The sequence below is a fragment of the Pseudomonas sp. GL_103 genome (assembly GCF_057835175.1).
The window spans coordinates 5475061-5496812 of the sequence record NZ_CM174420.1; the positions used below are offsets into that span (position 1 = coordinate 5475061).

The 21752-nt window shown below is 61.1% G+C and carries 21 protein-coding genes; 10 read left to right on the forward strand and 11 right to left on the reverse strand.

Translation table 11 applies throughout. The features are described from left to right. Positions 1-203: 203 nt before the first annotated feature. Both AC3IP0_RS24660 and trmA read left to right on the forward strand, forming a co-directional pair. A complete protein-coding gene (locus AC3IP0_RS24660) occupies positions 204-1499 on the forward strand; it encodes an NCS2 family permease (protein WP_057713210.1) in 1296 nt (431 codons plus the stop codon). Next, on the forward strand, positions 1496-2575 hold the full coding sequence (gene trmA, locus AC3IP0_RS24665; protein ID WP_489326104.1) for a tRNA (uridine(54)-C5)-methyltransferase TrmA: 1080 nt from the start codon (positions 1496-1498) through the stop codon (positions 2573-2575). Before AC3IP0_RS24660 ends, trmA begins: the two co-directional genes overlap by 4 nt. A gap of 54 nt (positions 2576-2629) precedes the next feature. Here the strand turns inward: trmA and AC3IP0_RS24670 are convergent, their stop codons facing one another. Together AC3IP0_RS24670 and AC3IP0_RS24675 are read right to left on the reverse strand one after the other, a co-directional pair. Beyond that, positions 2630-3076 carry a DUF2442 domain-containing protein gene (locus AC3IP0_RS24670; RefSeq protein ID WP_489326106.1) on the reverse strand — a complete coding sequence of 149 codons (447 nt, stop codon included), beginning with the start codon at positions 3074-3076 and terminating at the stop codon, positions 2630-2632. Next, positions 3073-3501 carry a DUF4160 domain-containing protein gene (locus AC3IP0_RS24675; RefSeq protein WP_489317316.1) on the reverse strand — a complete coding sequence of 143 codons (429 nt, stop codon included), beginning with the start codon at positions 3499-3501 and terminating at the stop codon, positions 3073-3075. Before AC3IP0_RS24675 ends, AC3IP0_RS24670 begins: the two co-directional genes overlap by 4 nt. A 225-nt stretch (positions 3502-3726) precedes the next feature. Between AC3IP0_RS24675 and AC3IP0_RS24680 the strand changes: the two genes are divergently transcribed. The 3 genes from AC3IP0_RS24680 (at position 3727) to AC3IP0_RS24690 (ending at position 6079) form a co-directional block, all read left to right on the forward strand. After that, a complete protein-coding gene (locus AC3IP0_RS24680; RefSeq protein ID WP_489326108.1) occupies positions 3727-4638 on the forward strand; it encodes a LysR family transcriptional regulator in 912 nt (303 codons plus the stop codon). A 140-nt stretch (positions 4639-4778) separates the two neighbouring features. Beyond that, positions 4779-5219, forward strand: coding sequence for a type II 3-dehydroquinate dehydratase (gene aroQ, locus AC3IP0_RS24685; RefSeq protein ID WP_489317318.1), 441 nt, complete (start codon positions 4779-4781; stop codon positions 5217-5219). 5 nt (positions 5220-5224) lie between these two features. Further along, on the forward strand, positions 5225-6079 hold the full coding sequence (locus AC3IP0_RS24690; RefSeq protein WP_489326109.1) for a shikimate dehydrogenase: 855 nt from the start codon (positions 5225-5227) through the stop codon (positions 6077-6079). Between the two features lie 79 nt (positions 6080-6158). On the opposite strand, the gene AC3IP0_RS24695 is transcribed toward AC3IP0_RS24690, so the two are convergent. Both AC3IP0_RS24695 and quiC read right to left on the reverse strand, forming a co-directional pair. Next, positions 6159-6836 carry a TetR/AcrR family transcriptional regulator gene (locus AC3IP0_RS24695; RefSeq protein WP_489326110.1) on the reverse strand — a complete coding sequence of 226 codons (678 nt, stop codon included), beginning with the start codon at positions 6834-6836 and terminating at the stop codon, positions 6159-6161. A gap of 102 nt (positions 6837-6938) precedes the next feature. Then, positions 6939-8840: a 3-dehydroshikimate dehydratase QuiC gene (quiC, locus tag AC3IP0_RS24700; protein ID WP_489317321.1), complete on the reverse strand. Its 1902-nt coding sequence runs from the start codon at positions 8838-8840 to the stop codon at positions 6939-6941. Between the two features lie 269 nt (positions 8841-9109). Here quiC and AC3IP0_RS24705 point away from each other — a divergent pair, with 269 nt between their 5' ends. Next, complete coding sequence (locus tag AC3IP0_RS24705) at positions 9110-10447, forward strand: MFS transporter (RefSeq protein WP_489317322.1); 1338 nt, start codon at positions 9110-9112, stop codon at positions 10445-10447. 63 nt (positions 10448-10510) lie between these two features. Here AC3IP0_RS24705 and AC3IP0_RS24710 read toward each other — a convergent pair whose 3' ends face one another. The 4 genes from AC3IP0_RS24710 to AC3IP0_RS24725 all read right to left on the reverse strand — a co-directional run bounded on the left by AC3IP0_RS24710 (position 10511) and on the right by AC3IP0_RS24725 (position 14403). Continuing rightward, entirely contained in the window at positions 10511-11389 is an 879-nt protein-coding gene (locus AC3IP0_RS24710) for a DMT family transporter (protein ID WP_008052441.1), read from the reverse strand. Positions 11390-11498: 109 nt separating this feature from the next. Next, positions 11499-12314 carry a sugar phosphate isomerase/epimerase family protein gene (locus AC3IP0_RS24715; protein ID WP_489326111.1) on the reverse strand — a complete coding sequence of 272 codons (816 nt, stop codon included), beginning with the start codon at positions 12312-12314 and terminating at the stop codon, positions 11499-11501. Positions 12315-12316: 2 nt separating this feature from the next. Then, positions 12317-13372: a Gfo/Idh/MocA family protein gene (locus AC3IP0_RS24720; RefSeq protein ID WP_489326112.1), complete on the reverse strand. Its 1056-nt coding sequence runs from the start codon at positions 13370-13372 to the stop codon at positions 12317-12319. Positions 13373-13626: 254 nt separating this feature from the next. Next, positions 13627-14403, reverse strand: coding sequence for an IclR family transcriptional regulator (locus tag AC3IP0_RS24725; protein ID WP_489326114.1), 777 nt, complete (start codon positions 14401-14403; stop codon positions 13627-13629). Positions 14404-14578: 175 nt separating this feature from the next. Between AC3IP0_RS24725 and AC3IP0_RS24730 the strand changes: the two genes are divergently transcribed. From AC3IP0_RS24730 to AC3IP0_RS24740, 3 genes are all read left to right on the forward strand, one after another. Beyond that, complete coding sequence (locus AC3IP0_RS24730; RefSeq protein WP_489326116.1) at positions 14579-16345, forward strand: FAD-dependent oxidoreductase; 1767 nt, start codon at positions 14579-14581, stop codon at positions 16343-16345. Between the two features lie 260 nt (positions 16346-16605). Further along, positions 16606-17499, forward strand: a complete 894-nt coding sequence (gene ypfJ, locus AC3IP0_RS24735) for a KPN_02809 family neutral zinc metallopeptidase (RefSeq protein WP_489326118.1) — start codon at positions 16606-16608, stop codon at positions 17497-17499. After that, positions 17500-18459, forward strand: coding sequence for an alpha/beta hydrolase (locus AC3IP0_RS24740; protein ID WP_489326119.1), 960 nt, complete (start codon positions 17500-17502; stop codon positions 18457-18459). It begins immediately after the preceding gene. Between the two features lie 142 nt (positions 18460-18601). Here AC3IP0_RS24740 and AC3IP0_RS24745 read toward each other — a convergent pair whose 3' ends face one another. The 3 genes from AC3IP0_RS24745 to AC3IP0_RS24755 all read right to left on the reverse strand — a co-directional run bounded on the left by AC3IP0_RS24745 (position 18602) and on the right by AC3IP0_RS24755 (position 20735). Next, on the reverse strand, positions 18602-19195 hold the full coding sequence (locus AC3IP0_RS24745) for an HAD family hydrolase (protein ID WP_489326120.1): 594 nt from the start codon (positions 19193-19195) through the stop codon (positions 18602-18604). Further along, positions 19192-20061: an acyl-CoA thioesterase II gene (gene tesB, locus AC3IP0_RS24750; RefSeq protein ID WP_046041726.1), complete on the reverse strand. Its 870-nt coding sequence runs from the start codon at positions 20059-20061 to the stop codon at positions 19192-19194. The genes AC3IP0_RS24745 and tesB overlap by 4 nt, the downstream gene beginning before the upstream one ends. A 104-nt stretch (positions 20062-20165) precedes the next feature. Beyond that, a complete protein-coding gene (locus AC3IP0_RS24755) occupies positions 20166-20735 on the reverse strand; it encodes a GNAT family N-acetyltransferase (RefSeq protein WP_489317329.1) in 570 nt (189 codons plus the stop codon). A 79-nt stretch (positions 20736-20814) separates the two neighbouring features. Here AC3IP0_RS24755 and AC3IP0_RS24760 point away from each other — a divergent pair, with 79 nt between their 5' ends. Continuing rightward, positions 20815-21735, forward strand: coding sequence for a histone deacetylase family protein (locus AC3IP0_RS24760; RefSeq protein ID WP_489317330.1), 921 nt, complete (start codon positions 20815-20817; stop codon positions 21733-21735). Positions 21736-21752: the final 17 nt, after the last annotated feature.

Below are 21752 nucleotides of genomic sequence, written 5' to 3' on the forward strand. Positions count from 1 at the left end.
AAAAACCAGCGCGCAGTATGGCGCACTTGGCTTTGTCGCAAAACATCGACGACGATCACCGCCAAAGCAGCCATATTCCCAAGCTACTGGTATGATGCGCGGCTTTTTCCGGCCCACTGTAATTTCCAGGCGCGTTCTGCTGCCTGTGCTTTGCTGTTGAGGTCGATACATTCACGGCGCCCGGCGCGCCACGGGGAGCAGACATGCTGGAAAGGCTGTTTCAACTCAAGGCACACAACACCAACGTGCGGACCGAGATTCTGGCGGGCGTCACGACCTTTTTGGCCATGGCCTACATTCTGTTCGTCAACCCGAGCATCCTCGGCGAGACCGGCATGGACAAGGGCGCGGTGTTCGTCGCCACCTGCCTGGCCGCCGCCATCGGCTCGACGACCATGGGCCTGATCGCCAACTATCCGATCGCCCTCGCACCGGGCATGGGCCTTAACGCCTTCTTCACCTACACCGTGGTCCTGCACATGGGCCACACCTGGCAAGTGGCGCTGGGTGCGGTGTTCATCTCGGCGGTGTGTTTCTTCCTGCTATCGATCTTCCGCATCCGTGAATGGATCATCAACAGCATCCCGCTGCCGCTGCGCTCGGCGATTGCCGCCGGTATCGGCCTGTTCCTGGCACTGATCGCCCTGCACAACGCCGGCATCGTGGTCAGCAACCCGGCGACCATGGTCGGCCTCGGTGACCTGAAACAACCGGCTCCGATCCTCGCTACCCTCGGTTTTGCCCTGATCGTCGCCCTCGAAGCCCTTGCCGTGCGCGGCGCAGTGCTGATCGGCATTCTGGTGGTGACCATCATTTCCATCGTGATGGGCTTCACCCCGTTCGGCGGCGTGATGTCGATGCCACCGTCCCTGGCCCCGACCTTCCTGCAACTGGACATCAAGGGTGCGCTGGACATCGGTCTGGTCAGCGTGATCTTCGCCTTCCTGTTCGTCGATCTGTTCGATAACTCCGGCACCCTGATCGGCGTCGCCAAGCGCGCCGGTCTGATGCGCAAAGACGGTCACATGCCGAAAATGGGCCGCGCGCTGATCGCCGACAGCACCGCCGCCATGGCCGGTTCCCTGCTGGGCACTTCGACCACCACCAGCTACATCGAATCCGCCGCTGGCGTGAGTGCTGGCGGCCGTACTGGTTTGACCGCCATCGTGGTGGCGATCCTGTTCCTGCTGGCGCTGTTCTTCTCGCCACTGGCCGCCAGCGTTCCTGCCTTCGCCACTGCACCAGCACTGCTGTTCGTCGCCGTGCTGATGACATCCGGCCTGGCCGAAATAGACTGGGACGACATTACCGTCGCCGCGCCGGTGGTGATCACCGCGCTGGCAATGCCGTTCACTTACTCCATCGCCAATGGCATCGCCTTCGGTTTCATTTCCTGGACCGCCATCAAGCTGATGTCCGGTCGCGGCCGTGAGCTGAACCCGGCGCTGGTGATCCTGTCGATTCTGTTCGTGATCAAGCTGGGTTGGTTCAACGCATGACTTTTGATTCCCAGGCCTACGCCGTTCAGCTCGAAGAAAAGGTCACGCGCTTGCGTGATCTGCTGGCCCCGTTCGATGCACCGGAGCCAGCCGTTTTCGATTCGCCGCTGAAAAACTTCCGCCTGCGCGCCGAGTTCCGCCTGTGGCGCGAGGCCGGCGAGCGTCACTACGCGATGTTTTCCCTGGAAGACAAACGCACGCCGATCCTGATCGAAGAGTTCCCGATCGCCAGCCTGCGCATCAACCAGTTGATGCCGCAGCTGAAGGCAGCGTGGCAAGCAAGCACGCCCCTGAGCCACAAGCTGTTCCAGGTGGAGTTCCTGACCACCCTGGCCGGCGACGCGATGATCACCCTGTGCTATCACCGCCCATTGGACGAGCACTGGCATGCGGCGGCCTCAAAACTCGCAGCGGACCTGAACGTCAGCATCATCGGCCGTTCCAAGGGCAAGCGCGAAGTCATCGGTCACGATTACGTGGTCGAGAAGCTGGAAGTCGGCGGCCGCACCTTCAGCTATCGCCAGCCGGAAGGTGCGTTCACCCAGCCCAACGGCACGGTGAACCAGAAGATGCTCAACTGGGCATACGATGCGCTTGGCGATCGCTCCGATGATTTGCTGGAACTGTATTGCGGCAACGGCAACTTCACCCTGCCTCTCGCCACCCGCGTGCGCAAAGTGCTGGCCACCGAAATCAGCAAGACCTCGGTCAACGCGGCCTTGAGCAATCTCAGCGAAAACGCTGTGGATAACGTCACTCTGGTGCGCTTGTCCGCCGAGGAGCTGACCGAAGCCCTGAACGAAGTGCGTCCGTTCCGCCGCCTGCACGGCATCGACCTCAAGAGCTACGAGTTCGGGAGCGTGTTCGTCGACCCGCCCCGCGCCGGCATGGACCCGGACACCTGCGAGCTGACCCGGCGCTTCGACAACATCCTGTACATCTCCTGCAACCCGGAGACCCTGGCAGCCAACATTGCCCAACTGCACGACACCCACCGCATCACCCGATGCGCGATGTTCGACCAGTTCCCGTGGACCCATCACATGGAATCCGGGGTGATGCTGACCCGGCGTTGATGGCTCCTGCCAGGCACAAAAAAGCCGTCTTCACGACGGCTTTTTTGTGGGCACTTACAAGACAACATCGACCTTGCGCGGGCGCCCACCTTTCCTGCCGTTGGCCCGCGCGGCTTCAGACTTTGCGGCGCTGCTCTGGCGACCATTGCGCGAAGCGACGACCGAGGCCGCCATGGCCATCAGCGGCTTGCTCGCAGAAATCATCCCGGCGATCGATACATGCAGGTCCTTGCCTTCATGGCACAGGGCAGTACCCGCGTAGCCGACAGTCAGACTGGCGTAGTCCTCGACCTCAAAATCTTCGAACTCCGGATAGTTGGCTACGGGTAACAATACGCCGCTGCCGTCCTCGAAGCTGACGGCCAGACAGGGGGCCAGGTAGGTAACTGCCGTCGCTTGCAGGCTATTTTTTCTACGTAATTCGCCACGTTCAATGGCTTTGTCCAGGCTGCTTTCCGTTACGGGATTATCGGCCTGAACCTTGGCTTTTATCGTTTTCATAACTCGATCTCCACACTTTCCTGTGTGCCTATCAGGGACAGCAACGTCTTGTTCGATTCAGGTTCATAGCAAGCCGACCCAATCATGTTGGTGGTACTGACAACCTTTTTCACCACAACGACTTCGTTTCTTTGCCAGTCCCACAATTGATTATCAAGACAGGCCGTTTGCAATTTTCGCCACCAGATGCCCCGGGCGCGCCGCAAATGGGCAGGTTTCTGGAGCGATTGGCGCAATCCCTCGAGTACCGCCAACGATGGCCGACGCGAAAGCGGAACAACATCCCAGAGTTCGACACCGTTGTGCCAAAAACTGAATCTGAATCTCGCACTCCACGTACCCGCCTCCACATGCGCATGAGGCGGACAATGCTCGTCTCGCAACATGATCACTACCGACAGTCCCTTGTGATTGCATACCTTCATGTTAACCCATCCGTTAGGTTAATTAATCCGAGTATTCGACATTCCCTGGAGAATCCGACCGTTGGCATTGGCCGTCGAATCATTTCTGCGTCCTCAGACTAGCGTCCTGGCGTTATCCGGCCCTGCGGAACACCGCGCGCAATGGTAAGAAATCCTTTCATTACGGCGCTGGCACCTGATAAATACTGACCAAGCCCCTTCATCTGATCCCCGGTGTAATCAATCATGCAGCGACAATTCGACGATCTTCAGTTGGGCAGTATTGAGCTGTTTTGCCTGGCCGCCGAGGCCGGCAGTTTTACTGCCGCGGCGCTGGTGGCGGGTGTCACCCCCGCTGCCGTGAGCCGTTCGGTGTCGCGCATGGAAGAACGCCTGGGCGTGCGCCTGTTCGCGCGTACCACCCGCAGCGTGAAACTGACCGACAGTGGCCGCCGCTATTACGAGGAGTGCCGCCAGGCCCTGGCGCAACTGGTCGAGGCCCAGCGCGAGGTGATGGGCCAGCAGCAAGTGCCGTCCGGTACCTTGCGCATCAGTATTCCGACCACCTACGCGCATCATCGAATCCTGCCTTTGTTGCCCGAGTTTCGGGCGCGCTATCCAGCGGTGAAGGTCGAGTCGCACATCAGCAATCGCAACATCGACTTCGTCGGCGAAGGCTACGACATGGCGATTCGCGTGCGAGCCATCCCGGATTCCGGCCTGATCGCCCGGCCGTTGGAAGATGCCGCCCTGGTGCTGATCGCCAGCCCTGATTACCTGAATCGGGCCGGCATTCCGCAAACCCTCGACGACCTCGAAAAACACGAATGCATTCAATACGAATTGCCCAGCAGCGGCCGGCGCATTGCCTGGTTGTTCAACGATGAAGGCGTGCCCCGGGAAATTCTGGCCGAGGGTAGTCTCAGCTGTTCCGACGATGTGCTCGGCGGTGTCACCCTGGCCAAACACGGGGCGGGGTTGTTTCAGACCTATCGTTTTATCGTGGAAAAGGAACTGGCCGACGGCTCGCTGGTGGAAGTGCTCAAGCCCTATGGCGGACGCTCGCGGCCGTTTACCTTGCTGTACCCGCAAAGTCGTCACGTGCCGCTGCGATTGAGGGCGTTTATCGATTTCCTTGTGGAGCACCTGCCGCGCTGACCTGCGGAAGTGTCCGATCACCGCCCACAAACAGCCAGTGCGTCGTCACTTCAATTGACCAAATTAACTAGTTAGTACAATTTATCTCCACAGGCTGAAACCCTCGGCCTATTCCAAAAATAATAAGTGGAGAGATTCCGATGTCCCCTATCGTTCTGGTGCTCAACGGCCCGAACCTGAACCTGCTCGGCACCCGTGAACCGGCGACTTACGGCCACGAAACCCTGGCAGACATTTCGGTCCTGTGCGCACGTACCGCCGAAGAACTCGGCCTGGCAGTGGAGTTTCGCCAGACCAACCATGAAGGCGAATTGCTCGACTGGATTCACGCCGCCCGCGGTCGCTGCGCCGGGATCGTCATCAATCCTGCCGCGTGGACCCACACCTCCGTTGCGATCCGCGATGCCCTGGTCGCCAGCGAACTGCCGGTGATCGAAGTCCACCTGTCCAACGTCCACGCCCGCGAGCCCTTCCGCCACCACTCGTTCGTATCCGCCATTGCAACGGCGGTGATGGCCGGTTTTGGCAGTCATGGCTATCGCCTGGCGCTGGAACACTTCAGTCATCGTTTGAAGGGGTGATCGCCGTGACTCAGAACCACGTGATACTGGCCGGGCTGATTGGCGCCGGCATCCAGGCTTCCCGCACACCGGCCATGCACGAGCATGAAGGCGATGCCCAAGGGCTGCGCTACCTCTATCGCCTGATCGATCTTGATCAGTTGAAGCTCGACAGCAACGCCCTCCCCGACCTGTTGATGGCTGCCGAGCGCATGAACTACACCGGGCTGAACATCACCTTCCCATGCAAGCAGGCGGTCATCCCGCTGCTCGACGAACTCTCGCCGGAAGCCCGCGGTATCGGTGCGGTCAACACGGTGGTGCTCAAGGATGGCAAACGCATCGGCCACAACACCGATTGCCTGGGCTTTGCCGAGGGTTTTCGCCGGGGTTTGAAAGGCGTTGCCGTTGAACGCGTCGTACAGATGGGCGCCGGCGGCGCAGGTGCGGCGGTGGCCCACGCATTGTTGAGCGAGGGCGTACAACAGCTGAGCATTTTTGACGTGGACATCCGCCGCGCCCAGGATCTGGCTGACAATCTCAATCAGCATTTCGGCGTCAGTCGGGCGGTGGCCGGGTATGACCTGGCCGGCGCCATGGCCCAGGCTGACGGCCTGGTGAACACCACGCCGATGGGCATGAAAAAGCTGCCGGGCATGCCGGTGCCGGTGGAGTTGCTGCGGGCAGAATTGTGGGTAGCGGAGATCGTTTACTTCCCGCTGGAAACCGAACTGCTGCGCAACGCCCGCGCCCTCGGTTGCCGGACACTGGACGGCGGCAACATGGCGGTGTTCCAGGCGGTGAAGGCGTTCGAGTTGTTCAGCGGCGTGGTGCCGGATGCCCAGCGGATGCTTGAGCATTTCCAGAGCATGAATGACTGAAAATCAAAAGATCGCAGCCTTCGGCAGCTCCTACAGATCAATGCGATTGACGTAGGAGCTGCCGAAGGCTGCGATCTTTTCAAGCCTGCAAATAACGCAACACCGACTCGCAAATCATCTCCCGATGACGCTGCTTGATGCGTTCATCCGGCAGGTCGATCTGAAAAATCTCACCAAAGGTGTGGCGGTTCGAGACGCGATAGAAGCAGAACGAACTGATCAGCAGATGCACATCCAGCGGATCAAGACCGGTACGGAACAGCCCCTGCTCGGCGCCGCGACGCAGAATCTCGCCCAGTGAATCGAGGATAGTGTTGTTCATCGCCTTGATCGCATCGGAGCGCTTCACGTACTCGGCGTTGTGAATGTTCTCGATGCTGACGATGCGCACGAAATCGACATTGCGATCATGGTGATCGAAGGTGAACTCCACCAGCCGCCGAATGGCTTCGACCGGCGCCAACTCCGCCAGGTGCAGGCGATTTTCGGTGTTGCGGATATCGCCGTAGAGTTTCTCCAGCACCTCGACGTAGAGCTGCTCCTTACTGCCGAAGTAGTAATAGATCATGCGCTTGGAGGTGTGGATGCGCTCGGCGATGGCATCGACGCGAGCACCGGAAAGCCCCTGCTGGACGAATTCGACAATCGCCTCCTGCAGGATGTTTTCGCGGGTCTTTTCCGGGTTGTTCTTGCGACTCTTGCGCGGCTCGGCACCAGTTTCTACGGAGGCTGCGGGGAGTTCTGAAGTCATTGTCATTGCGGGCTCACGGCCATCACTGCACAGGCTGGCGATTATGGGCCGCGCGGCACGGTGAAGGAAGCCGCGCGGCCCACGTTTAATCCCGCGTTTACGAATTACCTACAACTTCGCCTGGCGCAATGCGCCGCTACGGGATTTGGCCATGGCCGCCAGGCGCACCGCGACGTTGGCCGCGCCGTAGCCGGCATAACCGTTTTTACGCTGGATGATCTCGAAGAAGAAGCGCCCTTCGAACGGCTCGGTGTACACATGAAACAGCTCACCGCCCTGGGCATCGCGGTCGTACAACACATTGTAGTAGGCCAGTTCACTCAGGAACTCGTCGTCGAAATCGAACCGCGCCGCCAGGTCATCGTAGTAGTTGAGCGGGATATCCAACAGCGGCACGCCCGCCTCTTTTGCACGACTGACCTGGGCAAAGATGTCATCACAATCAAACGCGATGTGATGCACGCCGGAGCCGCGATAACTCGACAGCGCGTGTGAGATCGCGGTGTTGCGGTTCTCGGAAATGTTCAGTGGCAGGCGGATCGAACTGTCGCGGCTGCGCAAGGCACGGCTCTTCACCAGACCATAAGGATCCGGCAGCACGACCTCATCGTCCGCCTCGAAATCCAGCAGGCTCTTATAGAACAGCACCCAGCTGTCGAGGCTGTCGGCCGGCAGCGCCATGGCCATGTGGTCGATGCGCTTGAGGCCACCGCTGACCGGCGCATCCGCCAGCAGATTGAAGTCGGTGCCGTAGACGTCGGCATCCTGGTCCACCAGATAGATCAGGCTGCCATCCGGCGCACGCACCGCCGCCAGTTCCAGTTCATTGGGGCCCACCAGCCCTCGATAGGGCTGGCCCTTGTAGGCCACGGCTCGAGCCAGCGCACTGGCGCTGTCCTTGACCCGCACGGCGGTAGCGCACAATGAAGGGCCGTGGGCTTCAAAGAAACTGTGACCGAAGGAGTAAGGCTCGGAGTTGAGGATCAGGTTGATATCACCCTGGCGCATCAGGCTGACGCTCTTGGAACGATGCTGCCCGGCCTTGACGAAACCCAGTCGCTCCAGCCAATGGGAGAGCTTGGCGCCGAGGCTTTCGTCCACGGCAAACTCCAGAAACTCGATGCCGTTGTACTCACTGGCCTTGGGCGTCTCGAACAGAATCTCGGAGTTGGCCGCAGGCTTGGCTTCCTGCGCCAGGCGCTCGCGGGTTTTTTCTTCCAGATACAGCAACGAACGCAAGCCGTCGGCGGCGTTGGCTCGTGGCGGCGCGGCGCGGAAACCGTCGTTGAAGATCTCCAGCGACAGCGGCCCGGTGTAGCCACTCTTGATGATCGGCGCAAGGAACCCCGGCAAGTCGAACTCACCCTGGCCCGGGAAGCAGCGAAAATGCCGGCTCCACTCCAGCACGTCCATGGCCAGGATCGGCGCGTCAGCCATTTGCACGAAGAAAATCTTGTCGCCGGGAATCTCGGCGATAGCACTTGGATCGCTCTTGAGCGACAAGGTGTGAAAACTGTCCAGCAACACGCCGAGGCTTGGGTGATCGGCCTGACGCACGATGTTCCACACCTGTTGCCAGGTGTTCACATGCCGGCCCCAGGCCAGTGCTTCGTAACCGATGCGCAGGCCGCGTGCCCCGGCGTGCTCAGCCAGCAGTCGCAAGTCGTCGACCAGAATCTGCTCATCACCGATGGACTCGGCCGAGGCGTTGCTGCACACCAGCACCAGGTCAGTGCCCAGCTCCTGCATCAGGTCGAATTTGCGTTCGGCGCGTTCCAGGTTGCGCGACAGGCGATCGCGGCGGCAGCCTTCGAAATCGCGGAACGGTTGAAACAGGGTGATGGCGATCCCGAGATCGGCGCACATCTGTTTAATTTCCCGCGGACTGCCGTCGTAGTAGAGAAGGTCGTTCTCGAAAATCTCGACGCCGTCGAACCCGGCGGCGGCAATGGCTTCGAGTTTTTCCGGCAGGGTACCGCTCAAGGATACGGTGGCAATGGAACGCTGCATGTTTTCGGCTCCCGGTGGAGGCTTCGGCTACAGGGAATTTGCGCCGCTTTTAAAAGAGTGAGCCGATTATTGAGCCGGGTTGTCCATTGAGCAATTTAAAGTGTACTACCCAGTTAGTTTTGTGTTCGATTATCGAACACAATGGCCGATAGCGAATTGACGATTTTTTGTTCACTGCGCAACATCGTCCTCACATTAAGTCCGGACACGCAGCACCGGCCGCGATGTCCAAAACACCAAATAACAAATTCAAAAAACGGGTGGTACACATGATTCCTTCCCAAAGCTCTCGCATGGCTCCAGCCATGAGCACCGCCACCGGCGGTATCGGCGACAAGATTCGCGGCGCCATGGCAGTCGGCAAAACCCGTTGGGGCATGCTGGCGCTGGTGTTTTTCGCCACTACCCTGAACTACATCGACCGCGCCGCCCTGGGCGTGATGCAGCCTATCCTGGCCAAGGAAATGAGCTGGACGGCGATGGACTACGCCAACATCAACTTCTGGTTCCAGGTCGGTTACGCCATCGGCTTCGTGCTGCAAGGCCGCTTGATCGACCGGGTCGGCGTCAAGCGCGTGTTCTTCTGCGCGGTGCTGCTCTGGAGCCTGGCGACCGGCGCCCACGGCCTGGCCACTTCGGCGGTCGGCTTCATGGTTTGCCGATTCATCCTCGGCCTGACCGAAGCAGCCAACTACCCGGCTTGCGTGAAAACCACCCGCCTGTGGTTCCCGGCCGGCGAGCGCGCCGTGGCCACCGGCATTTTCAACGCCGGCACCAACGTCGGTGCGATGTTCACCCCGATGCTGCTGCCACTGATCCTGCACGTCTGGGGCTGGCAGGCCGCGTTCCTGTGCATGTCGGCACTGGGCGGAATCTGGCTGCTGTTCTGGGGCCTGAAGTACTTCAACCCGGAAGACCATCCGAGCGTCAAACAGTCGGAGCTGGACTACATCCAGAACGAAGTCGAACCGGAACAAACCCGCGTACCGTTCTCGAAAATCCTGCGCATGCGCGGCACCTGGGCCTTCGCCCTCGCCTACTCGATCACCGCGCCGGTGTTCTGGTTCTACCTGTACTGGCTGCCGCCGTTCCTCAACCAGCAATACAACCTGGGCATCAACGTCACCCAGATGGGTATCCCGCTGATCATCATCTACCTCACTGCCGACTTCGGTAGCGTTGGCGGCGGCATCCTCTCCTCGTTCCTGATCGGTCGCGGCGTCAACCCGATCAAGGCGCGACTGATGTCCATGTTCCTGTTCGCCTGCTGCATCATCGGCGTGATCATGGCGGCCGGCTCCAGCAACCTGTGGGTCGCGGTGGCCGCCATCTCCCTGGCCATCGGCGCGCACCAGGCCTGGACCGCGAACATCTGGAGCCTGGTGATGGACTACACGCCCAAGCACATGATGAGTACGGTGTTCGGCTTCGGCGGCATGTGTGCGGCGATTGGCGGGATGTTCATGACCCAACTGGTCGGCCACATCCTGACCATCACCAACAACAACTACACCGTGCTGTTCACCATGATTCCGGCGATGTACTTCATTGCGCTGACCTGGATGTACTTCATGGCACCGCGCAAGATTCCGAAAGTAGAAGACTGATGTTCCCTCGGCGCAGGCCCGATCTCGGGCCTGCGCTTTTTTTTGCCTGCGTTTTGCCGCAGCTTAGCGGCGGCTTTGCTGCCAGGCCGCCGCCAACCCGCTGCAGCAGATCACGGCAATGCCAAGCACGGTGGTCAGTGTCGGCGTATGGGAAAACAGCAGCCAGCCCAGCAGGCCGGCGAAGATGATCTGGCAATAGCTGAACGGCGCCAGCAGTGCCGGTGCCGCGAGACGGAACGCCTGGGTCAGGAACAGGTGAGCCGTCATCCCGCAGGCCCCCAGCGCCAGCATCATCGCGCCATGCACCAGGTTCGGCGTCTGCCAGAAGAACGGCACCAGTGCACTCATCACCAGCGTGTTGCACAAGCCTGCGAAGAAGTTGCTGGTGGTCGGGCTGTCGATCTCGCTGAGCTTGCGCGTCAGCAGTTGATAGAAACAGAAAAACAGCGCCGAGCAGAACGGCAGCAACACCGCCGGGGTAAACAGATCACCCCCGGGGTGAACGATGATCAGCACTCCGCTAAAACCGAAAATCACCGCCAGCCATTGCCCCCGGGTCACCCGCTCGCCAAGCAGCGGCACTGACAGTGCGGTGACCAATACCGGGGCGAGGAAGTTGACCGACGTGGCCTCGGCCAGCGGGATGTACATCAGCCCCGTGGTGAAAAACAGACTGGTGCCCAGCAGGCACAGCGCCCGGATCACCTGCAGCAATGGCCGCTTGGTACGCAGCACCCGCAGCCCGGACTGCGGCAGGAAAATCCCGGCCATCAGCAAGGTGTGAACCACGTAACGCGCCCAGACCACCATGACAATGGGATAGAAACCGGAGAGGTATTTGGAAAAGGCGTCGTGACTGGAAAACAGGAAGGTTGCGACAACGATCAGCAGGATCCCTTTGAAGGGCTGATTGACGCCGGAAAGCGGGGTGCTGACGGTCATTGGGTTTCCTTACTTGAAGTCAAAACATCGCAGTCAAGCGACGCTTCCACACAGTCAGCCTAGAGCATGTGGAAGGCGTCGCCTGCCCGCGATCAATACACAGCAGCGCTTACAGCTGCGCCAACAGTTCCCGGGTTTTATCCAGCGCCATCTGCGCCCGGTCCAATCCACTCACGCCCTGCTCCAGCAACTGCACGGTGGGAATCTCCAGGCTCAACGGAATGTCAGCCGGCAAACCGCGCAACAGCCCCGGCAGGTCACAATCGCCATCGCCGGGGAAACGCCGTTCGTTACGCGCCTGGCGCAAGATCTCCGCCATATCGGCCGGCCGAGGTCCTGCGACGTCACACAACTGTGCATACCGTAACCGTGAGGGGACAACCTTGGCCAGATCTTCCAGCCGCGATCCAGAGCGGTCGAAGTGAAAGGCGTCCACTAATACGCCGCCGTTTTCACGCCCGGCGTTTTCCACGATACGCGTGGCTTGTTGAAGATTGCGCGCATCGGTCCAGGGCATGAACTCCAGATGCGGGTGCAGCCCATAGGCTGCCGCCAGATCACAGAGCTCGGCAAAACGCTGCGTCAGCCGCTGTTCGTCAGGATCGTTACCGGCCACCAGCAACTCACTGGCGCCGAACTCGGCACCCACTGCGAGGATTTTCTCGAAATCGGCGACGACGGTTTCCGGCTTGAGCCGCAGGATTTCGACGTCCAGCACCCGAACACCGGTATCGCGCAGACGCGCCAGGGTCTGGCGCCGCAACTCGTGGTCGGCCACCAAGGCAAAGTGGTGCTCCTCTGAGGTCGCCGGTACCAGACGCAAGCCGACATGACTGTAACCGGCCCGCGCGGCGACCTCGACCATATCGGGTGGCGACAACTCCAGCACGGTCAGGCTGGCCAGGGAGAAGATACGCTCGCTCATGCTCAACCCTCGATCAACGATGGCGCGCAGGCACGCCCGGTTTCGGCGGCTTCGCGGATGGCTTCGATCAGCGCCAACGTACGCGCGGCATCGGCGGCACTCACCAGCGGCTCGACCTCCCGGCGCGCAACGCGCACGAAGTGCTGCAACTGCAAACGCAGGGCTTCATCGGCACTGAAGCTTTCCTGGGTTGCCAGCAACGGTTGATGCCAGCCACCATCGACTTCGTTGTAGTGCCAGCGTTTTAGCTGCGGAATGCTCAGCGCCCCACCTGTCCCGGCCAGCAAGTAGCACGGTTGATCAGGATGACGCGGATACACCGGGTTTTCCCCCGAATCCAGCTCCCAACTCCAGGGCGCAGCCACCGCATCGGAGCCGGTCAGGCTGCCCAGTGCACCGTTGTCGAATTGCAGCAACACCGCCGCGCAATCTTCGTTGGCAAACCCGCGAATGGCGTTGCTGGTGATGGCCTGAACCTGACGCACTTCACCGCACAAATGCCGCAGCAGATCGAGGTCGTGGATCAGGTTGGTCAACAACATCCCGGCACCGGCCTCGCGGCGCCAGGGTGTTTCAAAATAGCTGTCGGGCTTGCGCAACTGCCAGAGCGCCGTGACCGTGGTCAACCGACCCAATGCGCCGCTGTGGACAAGTTCGTGGGCGCGGACGATCAGCGGATTGTGCCGGCGGTGATGTCCAACCAGTACCGGAACGCCACTGGCCTTCGAGGCAGCCACCAGCTCCCTGGCTTCATCCAGGTGCACGCCCACCGGTTTTTCCAGCAATACCGGCACGCCGGCCGCGAGGCAATCGAGAGCCGTGCTGACGTGCAGCGTGTTCGGGTTGGCGACTATCACGGCGTCCGGTTTCGCCTGCTCCAGCATCTGACGATGATCGGCGAAACAGGCTACGCCCCATTCAGCCGCAAGACTGGCCGCCTGCGGTCCGGGATCGGCCACGGCGCACAACGTCGCCTCAGTCAGGGATTGCAGATGCTGGTGGTGCTGCTGGCCCATGTTGCCAGCACCGATCAGGGCGATGCGAAGTGGCGAATTCAAGATGCGGTCCTCTTGTGAGTGTTATTGGAGCGATGAACTCCAATAATTTAGAACCTGGTTCCAGATTCTTACACAGACCTGTCCTGAAAGTGTTCGAACAGCGCACAGCTTCGCAGGCGCACCGCAGTTAAAACTGTGGGAGCGAGCCTGCTCGCGATGAGGGACTTGAATCCAACCTCTTCATTGGCTGACAGTCCGCTATCGTCGGAACGCCGCCCGGAGCAAGCTCGCTCCCACAGGAATTTGCTCCAGACTCAGACAAACAACTCCGAGGCCAAACTCGCCGCCGACAACTCCGCGGTGTACGCCAGCAACAACGGCGCCAGCTCATGCAGCCGCGCCCCCCGCATCCGTGCGCTCGGCCCGGCGATGCTGAGTACGCCGATCACCCGTCCATCGGCGGGATGGCGCACCACTGCCGCAATTGCCGAAGTGCCTACCGCCGAGCTCTCCTCGACCCAGGCGTAGCCCTGCTCCCGCGCCATACGCAGGCGTTCGAGCAATTCGATGTTCGAGCGCGGCGCGTTCGGCCCCACATGTTCCGGCACCTGCGCGCCCTGCCGCTCCACCAGCGACAAGGCTTCGGCATCGCTCATGCACGCCAGCCACGCATGCCCCGAGGCGGTGTAAAACAACGGCGCATCGCGCCCCATGTCCGGGTCGTAACGCAGACCGGAGCGTGCACCCTGGGATTTGGCGATCCAGGTCTGACGCTCACCGTCGATCACCCCGAGACGCACCAACTCGCCGGCTTCCTGGGCCAGGCGGTCAAGCACCGGCTGCACGATGTCGGCACCGCTGCTCGACAGGTAGCGGAAACCCATCGCCACCAGTTTGGTCGAGAGGTGATAACGCAAATTATCCGGATTCTGCCGCACATAACCGAGGCGGATCAGCTCGGCCAGCAGGCGATGGGTCGCGCTCTTGGGGATGTCCAGTTGCTCCGCCAGGGTCTGCATCGGCAGGCCACGGGGATCGCTGGTGAGGCTTTCGAGCACACTGAAAACACGTTCGATCTGACTGCCGGCCATGGTCGCTTCCACGCAAAATTTGCTCGATTCTAGAAGACAACCGCACGAATGCGAAATCTGGAACTGAGCGTTCGATAACCGCCCGCTTTACGCCCTTCAGGCTTGTTCGGCTTTACCTGATGCTTATATTTTCTGGAACCAGATTCCAAAACAATAAAACACCGGAGTTCAAACAATGCCTGCCGAAGCGCACTTTCTTCCCGACATCGACTGCGATGTGCTGATCGTTGGCTCCGGTGCGGCGGGACTGTCGGCGGCCGTGACCGCCGCGTGGCATGGACTGAAAGTCATAGTGGTAGAAAAGGACCCGGTGTTCGGCGGTGCCACGGCCTGGTCCGGTGGCTGGGCCTGGGTGCCATGCAACCCGCTGGCCCGACGCGCGGGCATCGTCGAAGAGGTTGAACTGCCGCGCACTTACCTGAAACACGAGCTGGGTGAACGCTTTGATCCGGCGATGATCGACGCTTTCCTGGAAGCCGGCCCGCGGATGGTGTCGTTCTTCGAGCAGCACACCTCGCTGCAGTTCGCCGACGGCAACGCCATTGCCGACATTCATGGCGACACGCCCGGGGCAGGCACCGGCGGACGCTCAGTGATCGCCGCCCCTTACGACGCACGAAAGGTCGGCACACTGCTCAAGCGTCTGCGCAAAACCATGCGGGAAACCTCGTTCATGGGCATGCCGATCATGGCGGGGGCGGACCTCACGGCATTCCTCAACCTGACCCGCTCGCTGTCGGCGGCCTGGCACGTTACGCGGCGTTTCAGCCGTCACCTGTTCGACCTCGCCCTGCATGGCCGGGCGATGCAACTGGTCAACGGCGTGGCCTTGGTGGCACGCCTGGCGAAATCCGCCGATGACCTCGGCGTGTTGCTCTGGGAGTCAGCGCTCGTGACCCGATTGCTGCGCGAGAATGATCAGGTACGCGGTGCAGTGGTCATCACCAGCAAAGGCTCGGTGCGCATCCATGCACGCAAGGCCGTGGTGCTCGCCGCCGGTGGTTTCGCCAATGACATCGCACGCCGCAAGGCACTGTTCCCCCGCACACCAACCGGGCATGAGCATCTGGCCTTGCCGCCCCTCGGCGTTTGCGGCGATGGCCTGCGCCTGGGCGAAAGTGCCGGTGCCCGGGTCAATAGCGACATGACGTCCGCCGTCGCCTGGGCGCCGGTGTCGCAGGTGCCGCACAGCGACGGCAGCACGGGACACTTCCCGCACATCATCGAGCGCGGCAAACCCGGCATCATCGGTGTGCTGAGCAACGGCCAGCGCTTCGTCAATGAAGCCAACGGCTACTACGACTACGTCACGGCCATGGTCGCCGCCGCCCCGCCGGGTGAAGAAGTGGCGTCGTGGCTGATCTGCACCCATGGCTTTCAGCGTCGATATGGCCTGGGCATCTCTCGGCCATTTCCGCTGCCGCTGTCATCCTTCATCCGCAGCGGCTATCTGAAAACCGGCAACACCCTTGAGGAATTGGCTGCAGCCTGCGGCATCGACCCGGTTGGCTTGCGCACCACCGTGTCGGACTACAACCGCCACGCGCGCAACGGCGAGGACCCGCAGTTCGGTCGTGGTTCCACGCCCTACAACCGCAAGCAGGGTGACGCACTGCAACGACCCAACCCATGCGTGGCGCCGATCGAGCAAGGCCCGTTCTACGCCGTGAAAGTCCAGCCGGGCTGCTTCGGCACCTTCGCCGGGCTCAAGGTCAACCAACATGCCCAGGTCTTGGATGGCGCGGCGCAACCCATCGCCGGCCTGTACGCGGCGGGCGGCGACATGGCCAGCATCATGGGCGGTCACTACCCCGCTGGCGGCATCAATCTCGGCCCGGCGCTGACCTTCGGCTACATCGCCGCGCGCCATATCGCAGGCGTCACTGCTTATGAAATGGAGATCGACCATGCAGCACAAACGCGAGCGCCAGGTCAGCCCTGACTTTGCGCCGGTATGGGATGCATTCGACGAATAATCCGCAGGACCGGCGATCGCCCTCACGATAAAAACCCATCGTCCAACGGAATTCGATGGGTGATCCGTGTTCAATACAAGCCTGAAACCTTCTCGGCAACCCTTCACGGGTGGCCGGGAATCAACCTGTGCGCGAAAAAAAGACGGACGACCGGACTGGCGCCGCTCCCACTTGGCAGCAACACTCATCGCTCGGAGCTTTACCCGGAACAGAAGAGGATTCCCACATGCTATGGAAAAAAGGCCGACGCAGCGACAACGTGGTCGACGCCCGTGGCGATGAGGTTGGCGGCGGTGGCGGCGGCATGCGTTTTGGTGGCGGCAAGGGCTTGAGCCTGACGGCAATCCTCCTGATTGTCGGCATCGGCTGGATCACCGGCCAGGATCCGCTGCAAATCCTCGGACAACTGACCGGGCAAATGGAGCAGCAATCGGCACCCGCCACCAACCAGAGTCGCCAGGCACCGCCGGCCAATGATGAGAGCGCGGAATTCGTGCGTTCGATCCTCGGCGATACCGAAGACACCTGGGGCGCGATATTCCAGCAGGCCGGCCGCCAATATAAGGACCCGACTCTGGTGCTGTTCAGCAACCGCGTGAATTCGGCCTGCGGTCTGGCCACCTCGGCGACCGGCCCCTTCTATTGCCCGGCCGACCAGAAGGTCTACCTGGACATGGCGTTCTTCCAGGAGATGTCCCAACGCTTTTCCGCCGCGGGCGACTTCGCCCAGGCCTACGTGATCGCTCACGAAGTCGGACACCACGTGCAGACCTTGCTCGGGGTTTCCGCGAAAATTCAGGCAGCACGCCAGCAAGGCCGGCAGATGGAAGGCGACGGCGGTTTGCTGGTTCGCCAGGAACTTCAGGCCGATTGCCTGGCCGGCGTCTGGGCCAACAATGCGCAGAAGCGCCTGAACTGGCTGGAACCGGGCGACATCGAAGAAGCACTGAACGCAGCGAACGCCATCGGCGACGATCGTTTGCAGCAACAGGGTCAGGGCCGCGTGGTCCCGGACTCGTTCACCCATGGTACGTCGGCGCAACGGGTGCGCTGGTTCAAAACCGGTTTCGCCCAAGGCCAGGTTGGCCAGTGCGATACCTTTGCGGCGAAAAATCTGTAAATGAAGAAGTGGTTGTTGGTTGTTCTATTTACTTGCGCAACGTCCCAGGCCGCCGAGCATGGGGTCAAAGACCTCAGCTCAGGGCGCCTGCTGTTGAAATCAGGTGAAATCGCGGTGGGCATCAGCCCCGCCCCGGCAAAAATCGAACGGGTGCTGATCATCCTCCACGGTCGCTTGCGCAACGCGCAAACCTATCTGCAGAGCGGTGAGCACGCGGCCGAACTGGCCGGGCAAAGCGCAACGACCCTGGTGATCGCCCCGCAATTCCTCAATGAAACCGACGTTGCGCTCCATCCGGTGGCCGACACGGTTTTGCGCTGGCAAGGCAATGAATGGATGGCCGGTGGCGAATCCACGGCACCGTTTCGGCTGAGTTCCTACGCGGCGCTCGACGAAATCATCGCCCGCTTGGGTGACCGTCAGCAGTTTCCGGATGTGAAGCAAATCGTCATTGCCGGGCACTCCGGCGGCGCGCAGGTGGTTCAGCGCTATGCATTGCTCGGTCACGCGCAATCCGACCTCGATGCGGCCGGCGTGCAGGTGCGCTACGTGATCGCCAATCCGTCCTCCTACGCTTATTTCGATGAGCGCCGGCCGGTGGCATTCAGCCACGCCGGTTGCCCGAATTTCAATCGCTGGAAGTACGGGCTGGCGAATTTACCGGCCTACGCAGAGGGGCAAACTGCCGCGCAGCTGCAGGAAAGTTACCTCAAGCGTGAAGTCGTTTATCTGCTGGGGCAGCAGGACATCGACCCTAATCATCCGGCGCTGGACAAGAGCTGTGAAGCCAGGGCGCAAGGGCCGTCTCGATTGGCCCGCGGGCGTTACTACTTCGATTATCTGAAGCGGTTGCAACCGCAAGGGTTGAAGCAGCAACTGATAGAAGTGCCCGGAGTCGGGCATGATGGGGACGGGATGTTTACCTCGACGGAGGGGCAGAAGGCTTTGTTTGGGCAGTAGGTTTTGCAGTGCCGGATCTAACGCCATCGCGAGCAAGCTCGCTCCCACAGTGGTTCTCTGGAGATACTCGATATCGAGTCCACACAGACCTATTGTGGGAGCGAGCTTGCTCGCGATGGCGATTTAGCAGGCGACAAATTCTTCAAGCCAACAGCATCTGCCGCAACTCGACACAATCCGCCGCATGCCAATCAGTCAGTTCCGGCCATGGATTATCCGGCAGATTCACCAGCACCGTGCGCGCCCCCGCCGCTCGCCCGCAATCGAGATCGAACCGGTAGTCACCGACCATCACCATCTCGCTCGCCGGCACCTTCCACGCTTCGGCCAGTTTCAGCAACCCGCCCGGATGCGGCTTGGGCGGTGCATCATCGCGGCCCAACACATCCTCCAGCGCAAAGCAGTCGGCCAGGCCAATGGCCTCCAGCGTGACATGTGCCAGCTCCCGGGCATTGCGCGTGAGAATGCCCAGGCGATAACCGCGCCCGGCCAGTTCACGCACCAGTTCCACCGCGCCCGGCGCCGGTTGCGAACCGAGGGCCAGGTCCCGCTCATGCTTGAGCAGCCACGCATGCTTGGCCGCAGCTTCATCAGCGGGCAGTGCGGCGAGGTGGGTCAGGATGTCGTGTTCGGCAGGAATCGCCAATGCCACGCGAATCGCCGCGAAGTCATGCACGGCCACCGTCAGGGTGCCGTCCATGTCGAACACCCAGTGACGCACGTCGGCCAGGCTCATGCCCAATCCTTGCGGTGACGGATCAAGCCTTCCTGGGTGACCGAGGCCACCAATTGTCCGGCGCGGTTGAACACGCTGCCACGGGAGAATCCACGGGAGTTGCCGGCCCACGGACTGTCCATCGCGTAGAGCAACCAGTCATCGGCGCGCAGATCCTGGTGGAACCACAGCGCGTGATCGAGGCTGGCGACCTGCATGTCCTTGTGCCACACCGATTTGCCGTGGGGCTGCATCGAGGTGACCAGCAGACCGAAGTCCGATGCATAGGCCAGCAGGTATTTATGCAGCGCCGGCGAATCGGCCAATGCTCCGTCGGCGCGGAACCAGACGTACTTGACCGGATCGGAGGGCAGCGGGTTGTAGGGATCTTTCTCGGTCACCGGGCGAAATTCGATCGGCTTCGGGCACAGCAGCTTTTCGCGCATTTTCTCGGGGATCAGGTGCGCGCGCTGCTGGGTGATCTCCAGCTCCGATGGCAGGTTTTCCGGACCGACCACTTGCGGCATTTCGGTCTGGTGCTGGAAGCCTTCTTCGTCGTACTGGAACGACGCACTGCAGGTGAAGATCGGGTGGCCCTTCTGGATCGCCGTCACCCGGCGCGTGCTGAAACTGCCACCGTCACGCACCCGGTCAACCTGATACACCACCGGCAACCCGGCATCGCCCGGACGCAGGAAATAGCCGTGCATCGAATGCACATGGCGCGCCTCTTCAACCGTCTGACTGGCCGCCGACAGCGACTGGCCGAGCACCTGACCTCCGAACAGCTGACGAAAGCCCAGGTCCTGGCTGCGGCCACGGAACAGGTTTTCTTCGATCGGTTCCAGGGTCAGCAGGTCGACCAGATCATCCAACACTTGGCTCATTCAGATGCTCCTCACGCAAAACATTGCCGCGCAGCCTTGGCTGCAACGCTCGATTCAGTTTCTGGACTCTGCCCATGAGGGCCATTGTAAACGTCCGTGTCAGGTTATCCATGCAAGGTTTGCAGCCATTGCTCGCGGCTGATGCGATAAAGCACATGCCGACGCAACGGATGACCGGCTTCGAGTCGCGGGTGATCGAAGTCATCCGCCGGATCATGGTGCATGCCGATGGCCTGCATGACTTTCTCAGACGGCAGATTGGTTTGCGTCGTGAAGGCCACGACCTCTTTCAGCGGCAAGCGGTCGAACCCGCAGCGCAGAGCGGTCCACGCCGCTTCACTGGCATAGCCGAGGCCCCAGTGCTCGCGGGCCAGGCGCCAGCCGATTTCCGTGGCGGGAGTGAAAGGCGCGTCGAATCCGACCACGCCGAGCCCGGTAAAGCCGATGAACTGGCCAGAGTCTTTTCGCTGCAAGGCCCAGAGACCATAACCGTGCTCGGCGAAATGACCACGGATTCGCCCGATCAATGATGCGCTTTCCAGCCGGCTCAAGGTTGCCGGGAAATAGCGCATCACCTGCGGATCGGCACACATCGCCGCAAAGTCAGGTAAATCTTCATCGCGCCACTGGCGCAACAGCAGCCGAGCGCTTTCAAGTTCCAGTATTGGCTCCATCGTGCCCCGCCCCTCCATTTCAATGTCGCAAGTCTACAACGCTGGTAGGATCCGTCTCTCATTCCTGAATGAAATCATCATGCCGCTCCCGCTGATTTATCACGAAGACTACAGTCCCGAGTTTCCGGCGGATCACCGCTTTCCCATGGACAAGTTCCGCCTGTTGCGCGATCACCTGGTGGAGAGCGGCCTGACAAGTGACGCCGATTTGCTGCGCCCGGAACTGTGTCCGGCAGAGATTCTCGTCCTCGCCCATGACCCTTCGTATATCGAGCGCTACATGAGTGGCGAATTATCCCGCGAAGACCAGCGCCGCCTTGGCCTGCCCTGGAACGAAGCCCTGGCCCGGCGTACGGTGCGGGCGGTCGGTGGCTCGTTGCTGGCGGCCGAGCAGGCGCTGGAGCATGGTCTGGCCTGCCACCTGGCGGGCGGCACCCACCATGCGCACTACGACTACCCGGCCGGGTTCTGCATCTTCAATGACCTGGCGGTGATCAGTCATTACCTGCTGGAAAGTGGTCGGGTGAATCGGGTGCTGATCTTCGATTGCGATGTGCATCAGGGTGATGGGACTGCACGAATACTGCACAACACTCCAGAGGCGGTGACCGTTTCCTTGCACTGCGAAAAGAATTTTCCTGCGCGCAAGGCCGAAAGTGATTGGGACATTCCTCTGCCCAACGGCATGGGCGATGCCGACTACCTGAAGGTGGTGGACGATGCCCTCAACTACCTGTTGCCGCTCTACCAACCGGATCTGGTGCTGTATGACGCCGGGGTCGATGTGCATAAGGACGATGCCCTGGGTTATCTGAAGCTGACAGACGAAGGCGTCGCCGCCCGCGATGAAAGCGTGATGCGCCATTGCCTGGGCCGCGACATTCCGCTGGTCGGGGTAATCGGCGGCGGCTACAGCAAGGATCGCCAGGCCCTGGCCCGCCGTCACGGCATCCTCCATCACAGCGCGCAGCGCGTCTGGCAGTCATCAGGTTGTCACTGAGCTGTGGATGTTTTACC

What these genes read in the sequence shown, in the direction of transcription:
- AC3IP0_RS24675 (WP_489317316.1), bottom strand. Translation starts at nt 3,501, where the DNA reads ATGAAGGTATGCAATCACAAGGGACTGTCGGTAGTGATCATGTTGCGA.
- AC3IP0_RS24680 (WP_489326108.1), top strand. Translation starts at nt 3,727, where the DNA reads ATGCAGCGACAATTCGACGATCTTCAGTTGGGCAGTATTGAGCTGTTT.
- AC3IP0_RS24740 (WP_489326119.1), top strand. Translation starts at nt 17,500, where the DNA reads ATGAAGAAGTGGTTGTTGGTTGTTCTATTTACTTGCGCAACGTCCCAG.
- AC3IP0_RS24760 (WP_489317330.1), top strand. Translation starts at nt 20,815, where the DNA reads ATGCCGCTCCCGCTGATTTATCACGAAGACTACAGTCCCGAGTTTCCG.
- aroQ (WP_489317318.1), top strand. Translation starts at nt 4,779, where the DNA reads ATGTCCCCTATCGTTCTGGTGCTCAACGGCCCGAACCTGAACCTGCTC.
- AC3IP0_RS24745 (WP_489326120.1), bottom strand. Translation starts at nt 19,195, where the DNA reads ATGAGCCTGGCCGACGTGCGTCACTGGGTGTTCGACATGGACGGCACC.
- trmA (WP_489326104.1), top strand. Translation starts at nt 1,496, where the DNA reads ATGACTTTTGATTCCCAGGCCTACGCCGTTCAGCTCGAAGAAAAGGTC.
- AC3IP0_RS24755 (WP_489317329.1), bottom strand. Translation starts at nt 20,735, where the DNA reads ATGGAGCCAATACTGGAACTTGAAAGCGCTCGGCTGCTGTTGCGCCAG.
- AC3IP0_RS24705 (WP_489317322.1), top strand. Translation starts at nt 9,110, where the DNA reads ATGATTCCTTCCCAAAGCTCTCGCATGGCTCCAGCCATGAGCACCGCC.
- AC3IP0_RS24725 (WP_489326114.1), bottom strand. Translation starts at nt 14,403, where the DNA reads ATGGCCGGCAGTCAGATCGAACGTGTTTTCAGTGTGCTCGAAAGCCTC.
- tesB (WP_046041726.1), bottom strand. Translation starts at nt 20,061, where the DNA reads ATGAGCCAAGTGTTGGATGATCTGGTCGACCTGCTGACCCTGGAACCG.
- AC3IP0_RS24715 (WP_489326111.1), bottom strand. Translation starts at nt 12,314, where the DNA reads ATGAGCGAGCGTATCTTCTCCCTGGCCAGCCTGACCGTGCTGGAGTTG.
- quiC (WP_489317321.1), bottom strand. Translation starts at nt 8,840, where the DNA reads ATGCAGCGTTCCATTGCCACCGTATCCTTGAGCGGTACCCTGCCGGAA.
- ypfJ (WP_489326118.1), top strand. Translation starts at nt 16,606, where the DNA reads ATGCTATGGAAAAAAGGCCGACGCAGCGACAACGTGGTCGACGCCCGT.
- AC3IP0_RS24670 (WP_489326106.1), bottom strand. Translation starts at nt 3,076, where the DNA reads ATGAAAACGATAAAAGCCAAGGTTCAGGCCGATAATCCCGTAACGGAA.
- AC3IP0_RS24710 (WP_008052441.1), bottom strand. Translation starts at nt 11,389, where the DNA reads ATGACCGTCAGCACCCCGCTTTCCGGCGTCAATCAGCCCTTCAAAGGG.
- AC3IP0_RS24695 (WP_489326110.1), bottom strand. Translation starts at nt 6,836, where the DNA reads ATGACAATGACTTCAGAACTCCCCGCAGCCTCCGTAGAAACTGGTGCC.
- AC3IP0_RS24660 (WP_057713210.1), top strand. Translation starts at nt 204, where the DNA reads ATGCTGGAAAGGCTGTTTCAACTCAAGGCACACAACACCAACGTGCGG.
- AC3IP0_RS24730 (WP_489326116.1), top strand. Translation starts at nt 14,579, where the DNA reads ATGCCTGCCGAAGCGCACTTTCTTCCCGACATCGACTGCGATGTGCTG.